Genomic DNA, 19897 nt, shown 5'->3' with positions numbered 1-19897 from the left:
TTGCGCTGTCTTGAACCCGGGGTGACGATCAGGGACGTGATCGAGTCCCGAGCAAGAGCCGAGCGTCCGCACGATCCCGGCACCCGTGCTTCCGGGGGCTGGGTCATCGTGGCCTTCGCAGGTCTCGTCGGCGTCGTCCTGGCGGCCACGTCACAGGCCGCCAACGCGACGGTCGTCGGGCCGGCCGAGCCGCGGCCGTCCGTGTCGCCGCGACTGTCGGCCGCCACGCAGGCCGAGCTCATGTCGGACATCCTGCCCGCGTCGCCGCCGATCACCCTCACGGACCCCGTGACCGACGGCGCGGGCGCGCTCACCGACGCCGAGCGCCAGGACGTCCTGGCCGCCGTCGAGCGGCTCGCCGCGGAGTCCGACCTGCGCATGTTCGTCGTCTACATCGAGAGCTTCGACGGCACCGACCCCGTGGACTGGGCCAACGCGAGCGCGAACCAGTCCGGGCTCGGGGCCGACGACCTGCTCCTGGCGATCGCCACCGTCGACCACGAGTTCGGCCTGTCCGCGGACACGAACGTCGTCCTGACGGACGGCCAGCTCGGGCGGATCGACGACGCCGTGGCGTCCGCCGTCGAGGACGAGCGGTGGGCCCCGGCCGCCGCCGACGCCGCCGACAGCGTCCGCAAGGGGGTCGCGGGCACCACGAACCCGCTCGTCGTGGTGGGCATCGCCGTCGCGGCGATCCTCGTCCTGGCCGCCCTGGGCTACGTGCTGTGGCGGTTCGCCGTGCCCCGGCTCCGCCCGCTCCTCGCCCAGCTCAGGGACCGCACCCCGGTGGCCGGCGGGCCGGCGCCGGACGCGTTCGCGGACCTCACGCTCGACGAGCTCGACGAACGTGCCGCGGCAGCCCTGGTGGGCATCGACGACGCCCTGAAGACGTGCGAGCAGGAGCTCGGCTTCGCCCGCTCCGAGCTGGGCGCCGACGCGACGCGGGACTTCGAGCTGATCCTCGAGGGCGCCGCCGCCGACGTCCGCGAGGCGTTCGCGGTGCGGCAGACGCTCGACACGGAGGCCCGGGCCGCGACGTCCGACGCCCCGGCGCCCGACGACACCGAGCCCGGGACCGAGGAGGACCCGGTGCGTCGCGCCCGCCTGACCAGGGTCATCGCGCTCTGCGAGGCCGCGGCCGACACGCTCGACGCGCGTACCCGCGCGTTCGACGACCTGCGGCGCCTGCAGCAGCGCGCCCCGGAGCTGCTCGCCGACGTCGTCGCCCGCGAGGTCGAGGTCGCCCAGCGGGTCGCCACCGCGCGCGGCCTCCTGACGCAGCTCTCCCGGCGGTATCCGACGGGCCCGCTGGCCACCGTGGTGGGCAACCCGGAGCAGGCGGAGCTGCTGCTCGCCAACGCCAAGGAGGCCGTGGCCGCCGGGAACTCGGCCCTGGCGGCCGGCCAGAAGGTAGTCGCCGTGGCGCACGCGCGGGGCGCACAGAACGCGCTGGGGCAGGCCGTCATGCTGCTCGACGCCGTCGACGCGACCGCGCTGCACCTCCGGGAGGCCGTCAGCCGGCTCGACAAGTCGATCGCGTCGCTCACCCAGGACGTGGCCTCCGCCAAGGCGATCGAGGGCGACCTCCGCGTCACCCTCGCGCGCGCCGCGGCCCAGGCCTCGCTCAAGAACGTCGAGGTGACGCGGGAGGGCGGCGACCCCCTCGCCGGCCTGCAGCGCATCGCCGCGGCGGAGGCCTCGCTCGACGCCGCCCTGGCGTCCACCCGCGACAACACCGAGGTCAAGGCCCGGGCGTCCGCGCTGCTGCGCGACACGCTCCGCCGCGTCGACGCGCAGCTGCGCCAGACCGGCGACTTCATCGCTACCCGCCGCGGGGCCGTCGGCGCCGCGGCGCGCACCCGGCTCGCGGAGGCGGTCCGGCTGGCCGACGTCGCCCGCGCGCTCCACCCGACCGACCCCACCGCGGCCCTGAACGAGGCCCAGGAGGCGAGCGCGCTGGTCCGGGAGGCGACGCGCCTGGCCCGCCAGGACGCGGACGCCGTCGTCGCGGCCGCTGCCGCCGCCGAGGCCGAGCCCGACGCCGGCGGGAACGACGCGAACGGGCCGATCACCGGCGGCATGATGCTCGGCGGCATCCTGCTCGACCCGCACCTCGTGCGCTCCCGCAAGCGCGCCCGCACGGCACGCATCGGCGGCGGGTTCGGCGGGGGCGGGTTCGGCGGCGGACGGCCGGCGGCGCACCGCAAGCTGGGCACGGTCCGGGCCTGGTGGCCGGTGTCGGCGAGGTAGCACTCCCGCACGAAATCGCCGAACGGGGTGGGCGAAAGGTCGGGAAAAAGGTAATTTGGGCTGCCGGCAAACCGGCTCTCGCCGTTCACACGGATCACCCCTCCGGAGTACACGTTGAAGAAGCTCGCCCTGCCCACAGCACTGCTCCTCGCCCCGCTGCTCGCGTCCTGCGGCACGGGCACCGCCGCGGACGCGGCCTCTGCGGGGCCGCCGCCCGGCGTGGGCGGCGAGGTGCACTGGTCGTACGAGGGCGCAGAGGGGCCCGCGGAATGGGGGCACCTGTCCGCCGACTTCGAGGCATGCTCGGCCGGTGACGCGCAGTCGCCCATCGATCTGCCCGCCCACGCCGACCAGGAGGCGACCGACCACCCGACGATCATGTCGTCCCCCACGGTCGGCGAGTCGGTCGACACGGGTCACACCGTCCAGCTCGTGCCCGAGAGCGGGGCGTCGACGATCGAGTGGGACGGCGCCGAGTTCACCCTGGCCCAGACGCACTTCCACGTTCCGTCGGAGCACACCGTCGAGGGCGAGGCGATGGACGCGGAGTTCCACCTGGTCCACACCACCGAGGACGGCCGCACGCTCGTCATCGGCGTCCTCGCCGAGGAGGGCGCGGAGAACGCGGCCTGGCAGCCGTTCGTCGAGGGCGCGGCGTCGCCGGGAACCTCCGATCTGCCGCTCGACGTCGCGGCGATGCTACCGACCGACCCCACCTACGAGGCGTACGAGGGCAGCCTGACGACGCCGCCGTGCACCGAGGGCGTCCAGTGGGTCGTCTACGCGACGCCGGTGGAGCTGTCGGCCGAGCAGATCGCGGTGCTCGACGAAGCGTCGCACGGGCACAACGCGCGACCCACGCTGCCCCAGGGCGACCGCACCCCGTACGAGGGCACGCTCGCCCTGAGCCGGTAGCGCGCGGGCTGCGCGCGGCGCCCCGAGCCGATGGCCCGGGGCGCCACGCCGGCTACAGGTAGCGCAGCGGGTCGAACTCCTCGATCGGGATGATGCGGACGCGCGGCAGCATCGTGGTGAACGCGTCGGCGTCGGCCTCGAGGTCGTACATGACCAGGCCGCGCTGCTCCAGGTCGGTGAACCGGGCGTTGACGAACTCGCGGAAGCCCAGCAGGCCGACGCGGCGGTCGTCGTCGGTCAGCAGAGCCTCGATCTGCGGCAGGAAGTCGCCGTCGTGGCTCGCGAGCAGCACGTCGCCCGGGCGGTCCAGGAGCGCGTCGAGCGTGCGCTGGATACCGACGTCGACGACCTTCTCCGAACCCTGCGCCGCCAGCGGGATGGGCTTGTAGCCCATGGCGAGCAGCGCCTGCACGAACGGCATCGGCATCTGGCCGGACGTCGCGTTGAGGAAGAACAGCGGCACGACGTCCTGCGACCAGACCTTCTCCGCGAACGCGGAGATACGGTCCCAGCGCGGGCGCTCCTCGGGTGCCGGACGGCGGTTCAGCACGTTCATGCCGAGCGTGGCGTCGATGTTCTCACCGTCGACGATGAGATACGTGCGCCGGGGCAACTGCCCGGGCTCCTGCGGGGACGGTGCTGACATGCGACACAGCCTAGGCCGTGTGCGCCGAATCGCGGAGCCGAGGGCCGTCCGACGGGGCGACGTCCACCCGCGGCGAGAGCCCGGGGGATTTCCCGGGCGAAACTCAGACAGTGTTCAGGAACCAGCCGCACACTGGAAACATGGCTACTCCTGAGGCGCGTCTGGTCGTCGTTGACGACGAACCGAACATCCGCGAGCTCCTGTCCACGTCCCTGCGCTTCGCGGGCTTCGAGGTCCATGCCGCCGCGGACGGCAACGGCGCCCTCCAGCTCGTCCGCGACGTGGAGCCGGACCTCGTGGTGCTCGACGTGATGCTCCCCGACATGGACGGCTTCACGGTCACGCGCCGCATGCGGGCGACCGGCCGGCACACGCCCGTCGTCTTCCTCACCGCGAAGGACGACACGCAGGACAAGGTGCAGGGCCTCACCGTGGGCGGCGACGACTACGTGACCAAGCCGTTCAGCCTGGAGGAGGTCGTGGCCCGGATCCGCGCGGTGCTGCGCCGCACGGGCGTCCCCGCCCCCGAGGAGGAGGCCGTGCTGCACGTGGGCGACCTCGAGATGGACGAGGACTCGCACGAGGTGCGCCGGGCCGGCGTCGAGGTCGACCTGTCGCCCACGGAGTTCAAGCTGCTGCGCTACCTCATGCTCAACTCCGGCCGGGTCCTGTCCAAGGCGCAGATCCTGGACCACGTGTGGCAGTACGACTGGGGCGGCGACGCGAACATCGTCGAGTCCTACATCTCCTACCTGCGGCGCAAGATCGACACGCTCGAGGTCGAGGGCGAGACCCTGCCCCCGCTGATCCACACCAAGCGAGGCGTCGGTTACCTGCTGCGCGCCCCGCAGCCCGTCCGTGCTTAGGGAGCGCCTCGCCGGAATCCCTCTGCGCGCCAGGCTCGTCGCGATCATCTCGCTGCTGCTGGCGGCGGGGCTGGGTATCGCCGGCATCGCCACGACCACGGTGGTGTCGGGCTTCCTGGTCCAGCAGGTGGACGACGAGCTGCACACGGCCGCGCTCGACCCGATCGGCATCATCCAGTCCACCTCCGGCCAGGCCCTGCCCAGCGACTACTACGTGCTGATCGAGAACGAGAGCGGCAGGCAGACCCAGCTCGGGAACTCCGCGATCACGCGCTTCGGCACGCCCGAGCTGCCGACGGTGACGTACGAGCAGGCCGTCGCCAGCGGCGGCGAGCCGTTCACCGCCGCCGGGGCGACCGGCGCCGGCGACAGCGGCACCGACGGCGGGACCGGCGACGGCCCGGACACCGGCACCGAGAGCTGGCGCGTCATCACGCTGGGCGCGACCTACCCGAGCGGCGAGCGCGCGGTCGTCTATGTCGCGCTGCCGCTGGTGGGCATGGACAAGACCGTCTCGATCCTGACCCGCACCCTGATCATGTCGGGCCTGGGCATCGTGCTGCTCGGCGGGCTCACGGCGTGGCTGCTCGTGGAGCGGTCGCTCCGCTCGCTCCGGTCCGTGGAGCACACGGCCGCGCAGATCGCGGCGGGCGACCTGACGCTGCGTGTCCCCGAGGCCCCCGCCGGCACCGAGATGGGTTCGCTGGCGGCGTCGCTCAACGCGATGCTGACGCAGATCGAGCGCGCCTTCGCCGCCCAGGAGGCCTCTGAGGTGCGCATGCGGCAGTTCGTCTCGGACGCCTCGCACGAGCTGCGCACGCCCGTCGCGACCATCCGCGGCTACGGCGAGCTGTACCGGATGGGCGCCCTGGACAGCTCGGACAAGGTCGACGACACGATGTTCCGCATCGAGGACGCCGCCCGCCGCATGGGCACGCTCGTCAACGACCTGCTGGTGCTCGCGCGCCTCGACGAGGGCCGCCCGGTCGCCCGCGAGGACGTCGACCTGGTCGCCCTCGCGCGTGACTCCGCCCAGGACCTGCACGCGCTGGACCCGACGCGCGACGTCACCGTCGTGCCGCTCGCCCCCGACGCAGGCCCGGAGGACCCGGCGGCGCAGGTCCCCGACAAGCTCGTCGTGGAGGGCGACGGCGACCGCCTGCGGCAGGTCCTGACCAACCTCATCGGTAACGTCGCGCGGCACACGCCGGCGGGCACACCCGCCGAGATCGCGCTGGGCGTGCTCCCGGCGTCGCCGGGAACGAACGGAGCCGCGCAGAACGGCGGGAAGGCGACCACGGACCCGGGCGCCCCGGCGTCGGGCAGCAGCGCCGTCCTGGAGGTGCGCGACCACGGCCCCGGTCTCACGGAGGAGCAGGGCCGGCGGATCTTCGAGCGGTTCTACCGCGCGGACTCGTCCCGCACGCGGGAGTCGGGCGGTGGCTCGGGGCTGGGCATGGCGATCGTCGCGGCGATCGTGGGCACGCACGGCGGGCACGTCGAGGTACGCCAGACCCCCGGCGGCGGCCTCACGGTCCGGCTCACGCTGCCGCTCTGACCCCGAACCGTGATCACGATCCCGTGACGGTGGTAGCCGCCACTGACCGTTTCGGTAATAGGCTGGTCGTGGAGTGACCGACATCGACCGTAAGGCAGAGTTCACATGGGCGTGCTGACGTCTGACGCGCCGCAGTGGTTCCTCAAGTCCTTCGTCCGCAGTGCGGTGGGCGCGGGGGCCACGGCGGACACCGAGGCGATCGAGGCGGTCGGCCAGTCGCTGCTCGACCGGTGGGCCGACGAGAACCGGCACTTCCACAACCTGCGCCACCTGGCCTCCGTGCTGCACCGGGTGGACGAGCTGGCCGAGGAGACGCACGAGCCGGACCTGGTGCGCCTCGCCGCCTGGTACCACGGCGCGGTGTTCAACGCCGAGCGCAAGATGGCGGACGCCTCACAGGGCGGCGAGCAGACCACGGCCTCCGCGGCCCTCGCGGACAAGGAGCTCACCGAGCTCGGGGTTCCCGACCGTGCGGCGGACCGGGTCGCCGCCCTGGTCAACGCCATCGTGCGGCACGCACCCGACCCCGCGGACTTCGACGCCGCGGTGCTGAACGACGCCGACCTCGCGATGCTGGCCGCCGAGCCGCAGCGGTACAAGGACTACAAGTCCGCGGTGCGCGCCGAGTACGCGCACATCCCCGCCGAGGACTACCTCCGGGCCCGGATCCGCGTGATCGAGCGGCTGCTCGCCCGCAAGTCGCTCTTCCTGAGCCCCATGGGCGCCGCGTGGGAGGAGCCCGCGCGGCAGAACCTCGACATGGAGCTGCACCGGCTGCGCAAGGAGCAGGCGAAGCTCGAAACGGCCTGACGCCACCCGCGACCGACCCTCCGGACCGCCGCGCAGCGGTTCGAGCGCGACCACACCGCGAGCTTTCGCGCCCCCGTGCACAGGTGGCCCCGGGAGCCCTCCGCCGTCGGCCAGCCCCTGCCTACCGTCGGTGGACGACGCTGGACGGACCGGCGTGCGGGAGGTGATGACCATGCGGTTCGAGGTCGACAGCGACCAGGTGGAGCACGCGAGCGCGGCGGTGGCGGGCTCGGTGGCCACGGTGCGCACCGAGGTGGGGGCGCTCATGCGCAACCTCGACGCGCTGCAGGCGAGCTGGCAGGGACCGGCCGCCGCGGCCTTCGGCGGGACGGTCGCGCAGTGGCGAGGCGCCCAGGCGCAGGTCGAGGGCGCGCTGGACGCGATCCAGGCCGCGCTCGCCGCCGCGGCCCGCACCTACGCGGAGGCGGAGGCGGCCGCGACGCGCATGTTCTCCTGACCAGGAGCAGGCGGAAAAGTCCGACGCCGGCCGGTCACCCTCCGCGTGAGAGGTTGACCGACCGGCGTCGGACGGGTGCGCGGGCCGAGGCCCGAGCGGTTCAGGCAGGACTCAGAAGTCCATGCCGCCCATGCCACCGGTCGGGTCGCCGGCGGGGGCCCCGACGGGCTCCGGCTTGTCGGCGACGACGGCCTCGGTGGTGAGGAACAGCGCGGCGATCGACGCGGCGTTCTGCAGCGCGGAACGGGTCACCTTGACCGGGTCGTTGACGCCCGCGGCGAGCAGGTCCTCGTACACGCCGGTCGCGGCGTTCAGGCCCTGGCCGGCGGGAAGGTTGCGCACCTTCTCCGCCACGACGCCGCCCTCGAGGCCGGCGTTCACGGCGATCTGCTTCAGCGGGGCGTCGATCGCGGCACGCACGATCGCGGCACCGGTCGCCTCGTCACCCTCGAGCTCGAGCTTGGCGAACGCGACGGCACCGGCCTGGATGAGGGCCACGCCACCACCGGCGACGATGCCCTCCTCGACGGCAGCCTTCGCGTTGCGGACGGCGTCCTCGATGCGGTGCTTGCGCTCCTTGAGCTCCACCTCGGTGGCCGCGCCGGCCTTGATGACGGCCACGCCGCCGGCCAGCTTGGCGAGGCGCTCCTGCAGCTTCTCGCGGTCGTAGTCCGAGTCGGACTTGTCGATCTCGCTGCGGATCTGGTTCACGCGACCGGCGATGAGGTCGGCGTCGCCGGCACCCTCGACGATCGTGGTCTCGTCCTTGGTGACGACGACCTTGCGCGCCTGGCCCAGCTCCTCGAGCGTGGCGTTCTCCAGCTTGAGGCCCACCGTCTCGGTGATGACCTGGCCACCGGTCAGGATCGCGATGTCCTGCAGCATGGCCTTGCGGCGGTCGCCGAAGCCCGGGGCCTTGACGGCGACGGACTTGAAGGTGCCACGGATCTTGTTCAGCACCAGGGTCGCCAGGGCCTCGCCCTCGACGTCCTCGGCGATGATGAGGAGCGACTTGCCCGACTTCATGACCTGGTCGAGCAGGGGCAGCATGTCCTTGACGTTCGAGATCTTCGACTCGACGATCAGGACGTACGGGTCCTCGAGCACGGCCTCCTGGCGCTCGGGGTCCGTCTCGAAGTAGCGGGCCAGGAAGCCCTTGTCGAAGCGCATGCCCTCGGTGAGCTCGAGCTCGAGACCGAAGGTGTTCGACTCCTCGACGGTGATGACGCCTTCCTTGCCCACCTTGTCGAGGGCCTCGGCGATGAGCTCGCCGATCGCCGGGTCGCCGGCCGAGATGGCGGCCGTGGCAGCGATCTCTTCCTTGGTCTCGATCTCCTTGGCGGCGTTCAGCAGCTGCTCGGTGACGGCCTCGGTGGCCTTCTCGATGCCGCGCTTGACGGCGATCGGGTTGGCACCGGCGGCAACGACACGCAGGCCCTCCTTCACGAGCGCCTGGGCGAGCACGGTGGCGGTGGTGGTGCCGTCACCCGCGACGTCGTCCGTCTTCTTGGCGACCTCCTTGACGAGCTCCGCGCCGATCCGCTCGTAGGGGTCCTCGAGCTCGATCTCCTTGGCGATGGAGACACCGTCGTTGGTGATCGTGGGGGCGCCCCACTTCTTGTCCAGGACGACGTTGCGGCCCTTCGGGCCGAGCGTGACCTTCACCGTGTCGGCGAGCTGGTTGAGCCCGCGCTCCATGCTCCGACGAGCAACCTCGTCGAAAGCGATGATCTTGGCCATGGGGATGAATCCTCCGCTGGTGGCTTGTCCAGGCCGGCCGGTGCCCGCGACGGACGGCAACCGCCTCGACGACCATGTCTCGCCGCGGCAGGAGGCCTCACCATTCGACCCTGCTGTCACTCTCCAACGGAGAGTGCTAAGACATTATTGGCACTCGGACCTTGAGAGTGCAAGGCGCGTACACCGCGGGCGAACGCGGGGCGCCTACCCCGGCGCCAGCCCCGGCACGTGACGGACGTCGAACTCCCGCACCAGCGCCCGGCGCGCGGCGTGCCAGCCGCCCATGCCGTGCACGCCCGGCCCCGGCGGGGTCGACGCCGAGCAGAGGTACACCCCCTCGGCGACCTGGTACGGGTCGGGGGCGAGGGTCGGCCGCGCGATCATCTGCCACATGCTCGCTGCGCCCGCGGAGATGTCGCCGCCCGGGTAGTTCTGGTTGTGGCGCTGCATCTGGTCGGCGGGGATGCACCGCGCGCCGACGACGACGTCGCGGAAGCCGGGCGCGAAGCGCTCGATCTGCCGCGTGACCGCCTCGGTGACGTCGTGCGTCGAGCCGGCGGGCACGTGGGCGTAGGTCCACAGCGGCCGCGTGGCGCCCCGCACCCGGCCGGGATCGGCGACACCCGGGTCGCTGAGCAGGACCATCGGATGGTCGGGATGCACCCCGTGCGCGACGGCGTCCTCCGCGATCACCATCTCCGCGCGGGACCCGCCCACGTGCACGGTCGACGCGCGCCCGACGTCGGGCACCGACCAAGGGACCGGGCCCGACAGGACGAAGTCGACCTTGGCGGCCGCGTTGCCGTACCGGAACCTGCGCAGGGCGGCACGGCGCGGCGCCCGGATCCGGTCCGCCAGGACCTGCAGCACCGTGGTCGGCGTGGTGTCGAAGAGGACGGCGCGCGCGGGCGGGAGGTCGTGCCAGTCGTCGACCCGGCGGCCGGTCTCGACGGTGCCGCCGTGCGCCCGGAGGTCGCGGACCAGGGCGTCGGTGATGGCCTGCGAACCGCCCACCGGCACGGCCCAGCCGCCGTCGGCGTGCGCGAGGGCCGCGAGGAGCAGGGCCGTACCCGCCCCCGCGTACGACGGTTGCGGCGTGATGGCGTGCGCCGCGACGCCGGTGAGCAGGGCCTTCGCCTCCTCGGTGAGGAACCGTCGCTCCCAGCGCGGTCCGCCCTGCTCGAGGAGCGCCGCACCGAACCGCAGGCCGGGCCGGACCAGGGAGGCCAGGCCCCAGGTCTCCGACGCGTGCGCGCCGTGGTCGCGCACGCCCTCCAGCATGCCGCGCACGGTCCTCTTGTCCCCCAGCGCGAGCGCGGTCACCTGCCGCCAGCTCTCGGCGAGCGGTCCGAGCAGGTCACGCCAGGCATCGCCGTCCGCCCCGAGGCCGTCGGCCGTGCGGGCCAGGTCACGCCACGCGATGCCCGCGCGGTCGCCGCCGAGCGGCTGGGCGTAGGCGGCCTCGGGCGCGACGAGCTCGACGCCGTGCGCCGGCAGGTCGAAGGCCCGGAAGAACGGCGAGGCCCAGGCCATGGGGTGCACGGCGGAGCAGAGGTCGAAGAGCAGGTCGTCGGCGAGCTCCGGGACGGGGAGCGTGCGCGCGCCGCCGCCGACCGTGGGCTGGGCCTCCAGGACCCGGACCCCCAGCCCCGCGCGGGCGAGCGTCACCGCGGCCGCCAGGCCGTTCGGCCCGGAGCCGACCACCACCGCGTCGAGGAGCGTCACGCCCCCATCGAATCATGGGTGCGCGACGAATCACGGTGCGGCGCCGGACCATGGGGCGCGTCGGGCGCGCGTCGTCCCAACCGTTCTCGCGAGGCAGGGGGGCCGGGCGAGAACCAGAGCGAGCAGCCGCGGTACGGGGCGGCTGCTCGGTGGCGTCGGGCATCGTCGTCCGACATGGTGCGATACCGGTCGTCGTCGACCGTCCAGTGCGGACGCCGGGGTCTGGGTCCCAGCATCCTCGGGGGGCGGCGGGCGACGGGTGGGCCTTTCCCACCCGTCGTCCCATCGAATCAGAGTGGACGAACCTGCTCTGCCTGCGGACCCTTCTGTCCCTGCCCCACCTCGTACTCGACTTCCTGACCCTCGTCGAGGGACCGGTAGCCATCGCTCTGGATCGCGCTGTAGTGAACGAAAAGGTCCTGGCCGCCGGCGGTCGGGGTGATGAAGCCATACCCCTTCTCGGCGTTGAACCACTTGACGGTGCCCTGGGCCATGCGTAGTTCTCCTTGTACCTCTGCACGGGCCACTCGGTCGACCCGTGGTGGTTCGAGCCTAGTGGTCCGTCTCACACCAGGGAACCCTCTATGCCCGGTATGCGGCATTAAGCGCATGGCGAACGCCCAGGTCAGAGGGCTGCAAACGGCCGCTTGTCAAGGAATATCAACATGGTGGTACAGGCTGGTAAACCCAACCGAGGGTCAGCCCATCGTCGAGGGCCGGGTCACGACGACCACCCACACGGCCTCGGGCGAGCTCGAAACCGCCGCCGACTCGACCATGTTCGCCTCCGGGATGCCGAGCAGCGCCGCGGTGTAGGCGGCCGTGTCCGCACGGTCGGCACCGTAGAGAATGGTGTTCTCCGTGTAGGTCGCGCCGTCCGGGGTCTGCGGCTCCTCGCGCAGCGCCGCGCCGGCCACGTCCTGCCCCATCAGGTACTCGGCGGTCTCGCCGGCGAGACCTGCCTCCTGCCCGACGTTGTAGACGGCGACCTGGGCGGTCAGGTCCGCGCCGGCCTTCAGCGCCGCCGGGTCGGCAGGGCCGCCGGTCTCCGCCGACGGCTCACCGCTGGGCTCGCCTGACGGCTCACCCGAGGCATCACCCGACGCCGAGGCGGACGGCGATGCCGGGGCCGAGGCCGAGCTCGACGGGTCGCCCGACGCCTCCGCCGGTTCCCCGTCGCCGGAGAGCAGTGTGATGCCGCCCCACGCCACGGCGGCGCAGACTACGGCGACCAGCAGGAACGGCCAGGCCGAGCTCCAGCCGCTGCGCGGTGCACGGTGGACACCCACCGGTGCGCCCCCGGGGACAGCGACGTCGAACTCGTCGGGCGGGTAGGGGTAGCCACTCTTCGTCACGGCAGAGAGAGTAGCGGGTTGTTGTGACGGATCGGTGCCTTCTCAGTGGTTCTCATCCGCCAGACGGCGTGCAGATCGTGCTCTCTGCCGGGTCGACCGGAGCCTGCGCAGGCGCTTGACCAGCATCGGGTCGTGCTCCAGGGCGGCCGGGGAGTCGATGAGCGTACTGAGAACCTGGTAGTACCGCGTGGCCGTCAGGCCGAACAGCTCACGCGCCGCCTCCTCCTTGGCGCCGGCGTACTTCCACCACTGGCGCTCGAACGCGAGGATCTCGCGGTCCCGGTCGGAGAGCCCCTTCTCCCCGCCCGCGACGGCGGGGGCCTCGACGTGGGCGACCAGCGTCTCGCCGGTCCCCCCGTAGGTCGGAGGAACAGTCCTGTCGTTCACCTGAGTCCTTTTCACGTTGTCTGCACGCCGGCCGTCCGCCGGCGCCAAGGGCGGCCCGCGATCGTTACGGCAGGCGCCAGTCGACGGGCTGCGCGCCCTGCTGCTCCAGGAGCGCGTTGGCTCGCGAGAACGGCCGCGACCCGAAGAAGCCGCTGCGTGCCGACAGGGGCGACGGGTGCGCGCTCTCGACGACGGGGACGTCACCCAGCCACGGCTTGAGGTTGCGCGCCTTCGCGCCCCACAGGATCGCCACGAGGGGGCCGCCACGGGCCACCAGCGCGCGGATGGCGGCCTCCGTGACCTCTTCCCAGCCCTTGCCCGCGTGCGAGTCGGAGGAGCCCGGGCGGCAGGTCAGCGTCCTGTTCAGCAGCATGACGCCCTGGTCCGCCCAGGGCCGGAGGTCACCGTTCGACGGGATCGGCAGGCCGAGGTCCTCCTGCAGCTCCTTGTAGATGTTGACCAGCGACCGCGGGACCGGCCGCACGTCCGGCTGCACCGAGAAGGACAGGCCCATCGCGTGCCCCGGCGTCGGGTACGGGTCCTGGCCCACGATCAGCACGCGCACGTCCGCGAGCGGACGCTTGAACGCGGCGAGCACGTTCTCCCCCGCCGGGACGTAGGTACGTCCCTCGGCGACCTCGTTGCGCAGGAAGTCGCCCATCGCATGGATGCGGGGCTCGACGTCGGCCAGGGCCTCGGCCCAGTCCGGCGCGATGACCTGCGACAACGGGGGCCGGCCAGCGGCAGCGGCGGCGTCGGCAGGGGGTGTCGGGTTCACGATGGTCTCCACGTTCAGGAGGTTACCGGCACCCTCCGACACTGACGCCCTGTGCTGCCCGACACACCCACTTGTGACGACTCCTCACGGTGTTGGCGCGACAATGGGCACCGTGAGCGCGACGACGACCCCAGAACCGGAAGGCCCCTCCACCACTCCCTCCGCGACCGCCCCCGTCCGCTGGACGCGGTACATCGCCATGGGCGACTCCTTCTCGGAGGGCCTGTGGGACCCCTATCCCGACGCCCCGGACGTGCAGCGTGGCTGGGCGGACAACCTCGCCGCCGCGCTCTCCGCCCGCCGCATCTCGGCCGGCGAGGCGCCGCTGGAGTACGCGAACCTCGCGATCCGGGGCCGCAAGCTGCGCCCGATCGTCGCCGAGCAGCTCGGGGTCACCCTCGACGCCCAGCCCGACCTCGTCTCGCTGGTCGCGGGCGGCAACGACATCCTGCGCGCCACGGCCGACATCGACGCGATCTCGGCCGCGCTGGAGGACGCCGTCGCCGCACTCCGTGCCACCGGCGCCGACGTGCTGATGGGCACCGGCTTCAAGGCGGGGGCCGCCCTGAGCTGGACCAACGGCCGCGTGGGCATCTTCAACGCGAACGTCTGGTCCATCGCCCGGCGCCACGGCGCGCACGTCGTGGACCTCTGGGGCATGCGCGCCCTGGCCGACCTGCGCCTCTGGTCCTCCGACCGCATCCACCTCACCCCCGAGGGGCACCAGCGGGTGGCGAACGCCGCGCTGGTCGCGCTCGGCCTCGAACCGGACGACGCCGGCTACGACGTGCCGCTCGACGCCGCCCCGCCCGCGGCCTTCCGCGAGACGGCGCGCGCCAACGCCGCCTGGATGCGCCAGCACGTGGGCCCCTGGGTCAAGCGGCGCCTGACGGGCACCTCCAGCGGCGACGGGCGCACCGCCAAGTGGCCGACGCCGGGGGTCTGGCCGCGCGCGTAACCCCCCGGTACGGCCCTACACTTTCGAGGGTGAATCTCAGAGGCTCCCTGGTGCTCGCACCGGGGAGCCTCTGACGTCTCCGCAACCCTGCCCTGGCCGCGTAACTTAACCTTCTAGATGGTACATTTACAACCATGACGATGAGCCCTCCGCGCAGTGCGGGCACGTCCCAGCTCAGCACCGGACGACGCTGGACCCTCCTGGTCACCGTGGGCACCGGCCTGCTTCTGATCACCCTGGACAACTCGATCCTCTACACGGCGCTGCCGACCCTCACGCGCGAGCTCGACGCGAGCTGGAGCGAGAGCCTGTGGATCATCAACGCCTACCCGCTGGTGATGACCGGGCTCCTCCTCGGCTCGGGCACGCTGGGCGACCGGTTCGGGCACCGGCGGATGTTCGTGGCCGGCCTCGTGGTGTTCGGGCTCGCCTCCTTCCTGGCCGCGACCGCGCCCACGCCCGAGGTGCTGATCGCCGCGCGGGGGCTGCTGGCCGTCGGCGCCGCGGCGATGATGCCGGCCACGCTGGCCCTGATCCGGGTGGCCTTCGTCAACGAGCGCGAGCGCAACATCGCCATCAGCGTGTGGGGCAGCCTGTCCGTCGTCGGCGGTGCCCTCGGGCCGATCGTCGGCGGCGTCCTGCTGGAGCACTTCGCCTGGGGCTCGATCTTCCTGATCAACGTGCCGGTGGTCCTGCTGGCCGTGATCGTCGGGCTCGCCGTCGCGCCCGAGGACGACCCGCACCCTGCGACCCGGTGGGACTTCGTCTCGTCCGTCCAGGCCCTGGTCACGCTGGTCGGGCTCGTGGTCCTGATCAAGGAGGTCGCCCGCGCCGACCGGTCCGGGACCGTCGTCCTCGGGGCGGCCGCCGTGACCGTCGTGGGCTGGTGGGTCTTCGTGCGCCGGCAGCGACGCCTGCCGTTCCCGCTGCTCGACCTGTCGATCTTCCGCAACGCCGCGTTCTCGTCCGGGGTGCTGGCGGCGGCGATCGCCATGTTCGCCATGGGCGGCCTGCAGCTCGCCACGACGCAGCGCTTCCAGCTCGTGGCCGGGTTCACCCCGCTGGAGTCCGGGCTCCTGGTGGCAGCGATCGCCCTCGGCTCGCTGCCGTCCTCGCTCCTGGCCGGGGCGTTTCTCCACGTGGTGGGCCTGCGGATGCTGATCGGCGGCGGCCTGGCCGTGGGCGCCGCCGGCGTGGCCGGGACGCTGTACGGCGTGCAGCACGGGACCGAGTGGCTGCTGCTCGCCGGCCTGCTCGTGACGGGCCTCGGGCTGGGGGCGGCGATGTCGGTGGCCTCCACCGCGATCATCGGGAACGTGCCGGCCCGCCGCGCCGGTATGGCGTCCTCCGTGGAGGAGGTCTCGTACGAGTTCGGCAGCCTGGCCGCCGTGGCCCTGCTCGGCTCGCTGCTGACCACCATCTACACCGCGACGGTCCGCCTGCCCGTCGACGCCCCCGTCGAGGCGAGCCGGTCCATGTCCGATGCCCTGACCGCCCCGGGCACCGGCCCCGAGGTGCTCGCCGCCGCGGGCCAGGCCTTCGGGAACAGCTACTTCGTCGTCATGGTGGTCTGCGCCGCGGTCCTGGCGGTCGGCGCTATCGTCACAACTGTGCTGCTCCATGCCTACGGGCCGGGATCGGCATCCTCCGCCTACGGTTCGGGTCACTGAACCGCTCCGACCGCGACGCCCCGCAGGAGACCCCGTGCGACCGAGCAACCGCGACCGCATCCTCGAATCCGCCGTGCGCCTGGTCCAGCGCGAGGGCGTCAGGGCCGTGACGTTCGACTCCGTGGCGGCCGAGGCCGAGCTGACCCGCGGCGGGATCATGTACCACTTCCCCTCCCGCGAGGGGCTGCTCGTGGCCATCCACGAGCACCTGGCCGACCGGTGGGAGGCCACCCTGGAGGCCGACGCCGGCCGCCCAGCCGACCAGCTCACCTCCGACGAGCGGCTGGCCGCCTATATCCGCGTGAGCGCGCAGGCCGCGACCCGGGCGGAGCTGCAGCTCATGCTGGAGGCCGCGACCCGTCCGGAGTGGGCGGGCCCGTGGAGCATGGTGCTGGACCGGTGGGCGCCCGTGCCCGACGACGCCGAGGCCGACCCTGCCTCGATGTCCCTGCTGGTGGCGCGCCTCGCCGCCGACGGGCTGTGGATGTTCGAGTCGCTCGCCTACCGGTCGATGCCCGACACCCAGCGCCGCGCCGTCGCGGAACACCTGGTGCGCGCCGTGGCGGGAGCTCCTCAGGCCTGACGCCCGCTCAGGAGCCCTCGACGCGGGACAGAGCAGGCCCGGAATCCCAAGGATTCCGGGCCTCTGGAGCCGCCTGTCGGGTTCGAACCGACGACCTTCCGCTTACAAGGCGGGAGCTCTACCAGCTGAGCTAAGGCGGCGGGCGGGGAACAGCCTAACGGTTCCTCCGGCCCGAGTCCGAGTCGAATCCCCGCGCGTCGCCGAGACGCCGCGGGAGACAGAGCGGCGGGGCCCCGGACCGCAGTCCGAGACCCCGCCGTCGACTCGCCCGCTGCTACTCGGAAGGCTGCGCGGAAGGCTCGTCGGAGCTGGCGGCCTCGCCCGTGATCGCCTGGGTCAGCGCGCCGGGGGTCTGCCAGTCCTCGAACCGCTCACCGTCGATCACCACGGTCGGCGTCCCGAAGCCGCCCTGGGCGTTGAACAAGGCCTCGTCACTGGTCGCAAGCTCCGTGGACGCGGTGACCCACTCCCGGTAGGTGTCCGTCGCGTCGCCGTCAGTGATGCCCGCGGCGACGTCGGCCGGCACGCCCGCCTGCTCGGCGACCTGCGCGATCTGCTCGTCGGACAGACCCGCGGTGTTCTCCTGCGGCTGGCTGGCGAACATCGCGTCGTGGAACGCGGCGAACTGCTCCGGGGCGCGGTCGGCGACCCAGGCCGCCGCCGACGCCGCACGCGTCGAGTACTCGGTGCCCTGCGAGGTGCGGTCCAGGATCGAGACCGGGTGCACCACGAACGTGACGTCACCGGCCTCGCGCATCTCGGTGATGCTCGCGCTGTTGGTCTGCTCGAACTGGCCGCAGATGGGGCACATGTAGTCGACGTACACGTCGAGCGTCTTGGCGCCCTCGTTCGAGGTGCCCGCGGCGCCGTCGGCGCCGACCGGGATGCCGGTCTCCTGCACCACGCCGGCCGGGACGTTGTCGACCTTCTCCATGGGCGTCTTCTGGGACTCCATGAAGATCATGACGACAGCCACGACCAGGATGATGACTCCCAGCCCGAGCGCGCCGAGCACGATCAGGCGGTTGCGCTTCTCGCTCGCCTGCTGCTTCTTCTGGAGTGCAAGGGCCTCGGCACGGGCCGCGTCGCGGCGCTGTGCCTTGGTCTGATTCGTCGACATCGGGGTCCTTCGAGATGCGGGCCAATGGGGCGAGGCGCGACACGCGCCTCCATCAAGCCTACTAGCGTTCGCTGGGAGACTGCTGAACGTTTCTGTACGATCCGGACACCCGGATCAGGGGTCACCAGGTCACGGCGGGCCGGTCGTCCAGCGGCCACCAGACGACGTCCACGGAGCCGCCGAACAGGGGCAGCGCGGCGAGCACGGCGAGCGCCAGCACGACCAGGGTGACGACCGTCTTGGAGCCCTTGGTCGGGGCGATCCGGCGCAGCAGCGGCCCGGCCCCGACCCGCGTCCCGTACGACGCCGGCCCCCACCACGTCACGACCACGGTGACCAGCATGGCGACGGCGAGCACAAGGCTGTCGACGATCGGCTCGTTCATGCCGCCCACGGACCGTGCCTCGACGGTCGGGATGGGGGCGATGATCACGTTGCCGGGCGCGAAGACCACCAGTCCGAGCAGCACCACGATGACCCCCGCGCAGATCCCGACGGCCACGGCGGGCAGCACGCCGAACACGGCGCGAACGAGGTGCCACGGGGACACGAGGGTCGCCACGAGCGCGTCGCTGCGGCTCGGCCCACGCCGCGCGCGGCGGCTGCGGAACTCGTCGACGGCGATGCCGGCCAGGCGGGTCACCACGAGCAGGACCACGAGCACGGCGACGGCGGCACCGGGCCGGGTCGCGGCGAGCGTCATGAGGGCGACGGTGAGCGTCAGGAACAGCGTGCGGTAGCCGGTGACCCGTGCGGGGTTCACCGGCTCCGGCAGGAGGGCGGTCCCGCCCGACGGCGTGCCCGGACCCGGCGAGCCGGACGCCCGGCCCGTGACCGACCGGCCCTTGGCCTGGCCGGCGCCCTGCGCCAGGTCGCTCACGCCGCCCACGGGGTTGGGGTTGCGCGCGGCAGCGGCGGCTCCTGCCGCCGCACCGACGCCGACACCGCCGGCCGCCTCGGAGACCGGTCGCCGGCGGGGCAGCAGGCCCTTCGGCATGACGCGCGTCGAGCCGGCGTCGGCCGCGGCCACGGTGGTCCCGTCACCGGAGGTGTCGAGGACCGTCGTCTCCGGGCCGCCCTCCCCCGTCGTCGTGGCGACGAAGGCGTCCGACTCGGCCTTGAGCGCCCGCGCGACCTCGTTCGGTCCCCAGCGCTCCGCGGGTACGGCCCGGAGCGCCGCCGCGAGCGCCCGGCCGGCACGCGGCTGGAGCCCGTCGAGGTCGGCCCGGCCCTGCCGCGAGCGGCGCAGCACCAGCTCGGTGGGCCGCACGCCGAAGGGCGCGCGGCCGGTGCCCGCGAAGGCGAGGACGGCCGCCCAGGACCACCAGTCGGTGTCAGGGCCGGGCTCGGCGCCGTCGAGCAGCTCGGGCGCGAGGTAGCCGGGGGTGCCCATGACGAACCCGGTCCGGGTCGCCCGCACGTCGCCCGGGCCCTGCGCGAGCCCGAAGTCGATCAGGACCGGCCCGGTCCGTGCGATGAGCACGTTCGACGGGGTCAGGTCCCGGTGCACCACGCCGGTGCCGTGGACCGCCTCGAGCGCGTCGGCGAGCTGGTCGGCGAGCTCGAAGAGGTCCCGGGAGTCCAGGGGGCCGCGCGCGTCGATCTCCTCCTCGAGCGTGGGGCCCTCGACGAGCTCGGTGACGATGAACGCGTCGGGTCCTTCGAGCTCGGCGTCCAGCACCCGGGCCACCGCGGGGTGCCTCAGCCCCTGCAGCGCGGTGGCCTCGCGGCGCAGCCGCTCGCGGGCCGCCCGGTCGTCGAGGTGGCGGTGGAGCATCTTGAGCGCCACGGCGTTCCCGCCGTCGTCCTGGGCGCGGTAGACGGCGCCCATCGCGCCCGACCCGATCTCGCGCACGACCGTGTACCCGCCGAGCTTCGTACCGGCAGCGGGGCCGGCGCCGTGCGGGGGCGCGATCGAGGCCTCCACCTCCTCCATGAGGCACACCGTAGCCGTCACCGACAGGGGACGCCCGCCAACATCCAGCCCCTGACCAGCACCGCGACGGGCCGACGTTCGAGTGGAGCGAGACATCGTTACCCTGAGCAGGGAAGAGACCTCGTTACTCTTGACGCAGCAGA

The 19897-nt window shown here is 72.8% G+C and carries 18 protein-coding genes and 1 tRNA gene; 9 read left to right on the top strand and 10 right to left on the bottom strand.

Annotated features, from left to right (window positions below; translation table 11 throughout):
• The first annotated feature begins 36 nt into the window (after positions 1 to 36).
• Together AB0I29_RS12230 and AB0I29_RS12225 are read left to right on the top strand one after the other, a co-directional pair.
• A complete protein-coding gene (locus AB0I29_RS12230) occupies positions 37 to 2250 on the top strand; it encodes a TPM domain-containing protein (protein ID WP_357481793.1) in 2214 nt (737 codons plus the stop codon).
• A 114-nt stretch (positions 2251 to 2364) separates the two neighbouring features.
• The gene (locus AB0I29_RS12225; protein WP_357481791.1) at positions 2365 to 3165 is read left to right on the top strand and encodes a carbonic anhydrase family protein; all 801 of its coding nucleotides are present in this window, start codon (positions 2365 to 2367) and stop codon (positions 3163 to 3165) included.
• A gap of 52 nt (positions 3166 to 3217) precedes the next feature.
• On the opposite strand, the gene AB0I29_RS12220 is transcribed toward AB0I29_RS12225, so the two are convergent.
• A complete protein-coding gene (locus tag AB0I29_RS12220; RefSeq protein ID WP_285105422.1) occupies positions 3218 to 3811 on the bottom strand; it encodes an NYN domain-containing protein in 594 nt (197 codons plus the stop codon).
• 140 nt (positions 3812 to 3951) lie between these two features.
• Here AB0I29_RS12220 and AB0I29_RS12215 point away from each other — a divergent pair, with 140 nt between their 5' ends.
• The 4 genes from AB0I29_RS12215 to AB0I29_RS12200 all read left to right on the top strand — a co-directional run bounded on the left by AB0I29_RS12215 (position 3952) and on the right by AB0I29_RS12200 (position 7502).
• A complete protein-coding gene (locus AB0I29_RS12215; RefSeq protein WP_182619482.1) occupies positions 3952 to 4677 on the top strand; it encodes a response regulator transcription factor in 726 nt (241 codons plus the stop codon).
• On the top strand, positions 4670 to 6235 hold the full coding sequence (locus AB0I29_RS12210; protein ID WP_357481788.1) for a HAMP domain-containing sensor histidine kinase: 1566 nt from the start codon (positions 4670 to 4672) through the stop codon (positions 6233 to 6235). The genes AB0I29_RS12215 and AB0I29_RS12210 overlap by 8 nt, the downstream gene beginning before the upstream one ends.
• Positions 6236 to 6340: 105 nt before the next feature.
• Positions 6341 to 7045, top strand: coding sequence for a hypothetical protein (locus AB0I29_RS12205; RefSeq protein WP_285105418.1), 705 nt, complete (start codon positions 6341 to 6343; stop codon positions 7043 to 7045).
• Positions 7046 to 7175: 130 nt separating this feature from the next.
• On the top strand, positions 7176 to 7502 hold the full coding sequence (locus tag AB0I29_RS12200; RefSeq protein ID WP_350224583.1) for a WXG100 family type VII secretion target: 327 nt from the start codon (positions 7176 to 7178) through the stop codon (positions 7500 to 7502).
• 111 nt (positions 7503 to 7613) lie between these two features.
• Here AB0I29_RS12200 and groL read toward each other — a convergent pair whose 3' ends face one another.
• The 6 genes from groL to AB0I29_RS12170 form a co-directional block, all read right to left on the bottom strand.
• Complete coding sequence (groL, locus tag AB0I29_RS12195) at positions 7614 to 9242, bottom strand: chaperonin GroEL (RefSeq protein WP_285105416.1); 1629 nt, start codon at positions 9240 to 9242, stop codon at positions 7614 to 7616.
• 204 nt (positions 9243 to 9446) lie between these two features.
• On the bottom strand, positions 9447 to 10967 hold the full coding sequence (locus tag AB0I29_RS12190; protein WP_285105414.1) for an NAD(P)/FAD-dependent oxidoreductase: 1521 nt from the start codon (positions 10965 to 10967) through the stop codon (positions 9447 to 9449).
• Positions 10968 to 11257: 290 nt separating this feature from the next.
• The gene (locus AB0I29_RS12185; RefSeq protein WP_036964095.1) at positions 11258 to 11461 is read right to left on the bottom strand and encodes a cold-shock protein; all 204 of its coding nucleotides are present in this window, start codon (positions 11459 to 11461) and stop codon (positions 11258 to 11260) included.
• Between the two features lie 204 nt (positions 11462 to 11665).
• On the bottom strand, positions 11666 to 12322 hold the full coding sequence (locus tag AB0I29_RS12180) for a LytR C-terminal domain-containing protein (RefSeq protein ID WP_357481784.1): 657 nt from the start codon (positions 12320 to 12322) through the stop codon (positions 11666 to 11668).
• A 42-nt stretch (positions 12323 to 12364) separates the two neighbouring features.
• Entirely contained in the window at positions 12365 to 12661 is a 297-nt protein-coding gene (locus AB0I29_RS12175) for a DUF3263 domain-containing protein (protein ID WP_285105902.1), read from the bottom strand.
• Positions 12662 to 12773: 112 nt separating this feature from the next.
• Complete coding sequence (locus AB0I29_RS12170; protein ID WP_285105900.1) at positions 12774 to 13490, bottom strand: uracil-DNA glycosylase; 717 nt, start codon at positions 13488 to 13490, stop codon at positions 12774 to 12776.
• Positions 13491 to 13686: 196 nt separating this feature from the next.
• Between AB0I29_RS12170 and AB0I29_RS12165 the strand changes: the two genes are divergently transcribed.
• The 3 genes from AB0I29_RS12165 (at position 13687) to AB0I29_RS12155 (ending at position 16698) form a co-directional block, all read left to right on the top strand.
• Complete coding sequence (locus AB0I29_RS12165; protein WP_357481874.1) at positions 13687 to 14445, top strand: SGNH/GDSL hydrolase family protein; 759 nt, start codon at positions 13687 to 13689, stop codon at positions 14443 to 14445.
• Between the two features lie 134 nt (positions 14446 to 14579).
• Entirely contained in the window at positions 14580 to 16115 is a 1536-nt protein-coding gene (locus AB0I29_RS12160) for an MFS transporter (protein ID WP_357481782.1), read from the top strand.
• A gap of 34 nt (positions 16116 to 16149) precedes the next feature.
• A complete protein-coding gene (locus AB0I29_RS12155; protein ID WP_357481780.1) occupies positions 16150 to 16698 on the top strand; it encodes a TetR/AcrR family transcriptional regulator in 549 nt (182 codons plus the stop codon).
• 64 nt (positions 16699 to 16762) lie between these two features.
• Here AB0I29_RS12155 and AB0I29_RS12150 read toward each other — a convergent pair.
• From AB0I29_RS12150 to AB0I29_RS12140, 3 genes are all read right to left on the bottom strand, one after another.
• A tRNA-Thr gene (locus AB0I29_RS12150) sits at positions 16763 to 16838 on the bottom strand.
• A gap of 134 nt (positions 16839 to 16972) precedes the next feature.
• Positions 16973 to 17818 carry a thioredoxin domain-containing protein gene (locus AB0I29_RS12145; protein ID WP_357481778.1) on the bottom strand — a complete coding sequence of 282 codons (846 nt, stop codon included), beginning with the start codon at positions 17816 to 17818 and terminating at the stop codon, positions 16973 to 16975.
• Between the two features lie 121 nt (positions 17819 to 17939).
• Positions 17940 to 19754: a serine/threonine-protein kinase gene (locus AB0I29_RS12140; RefSeq protein ID WP_285105407.1), complete on the bottom strand. Its 1815-nt coding sequence runs from the start codon at positions 19752 to 19754 to the stop codon at positions 17940 to 17942.
• Positions 19755 to 19897 lie beyond the last annotated feature (143 nt).

The organism is Promicromonospora sp. NPDC050262 (assembly GCF_040655935.1).
GTDB lineage: Bacteria > Actinomycetota > Actinomycetes > Actinomycetales > Cellulomonadaceae > Promicromonospora.
This window is presented reverse-complemented; position numbering and strand designations above follow the sequence as displayed.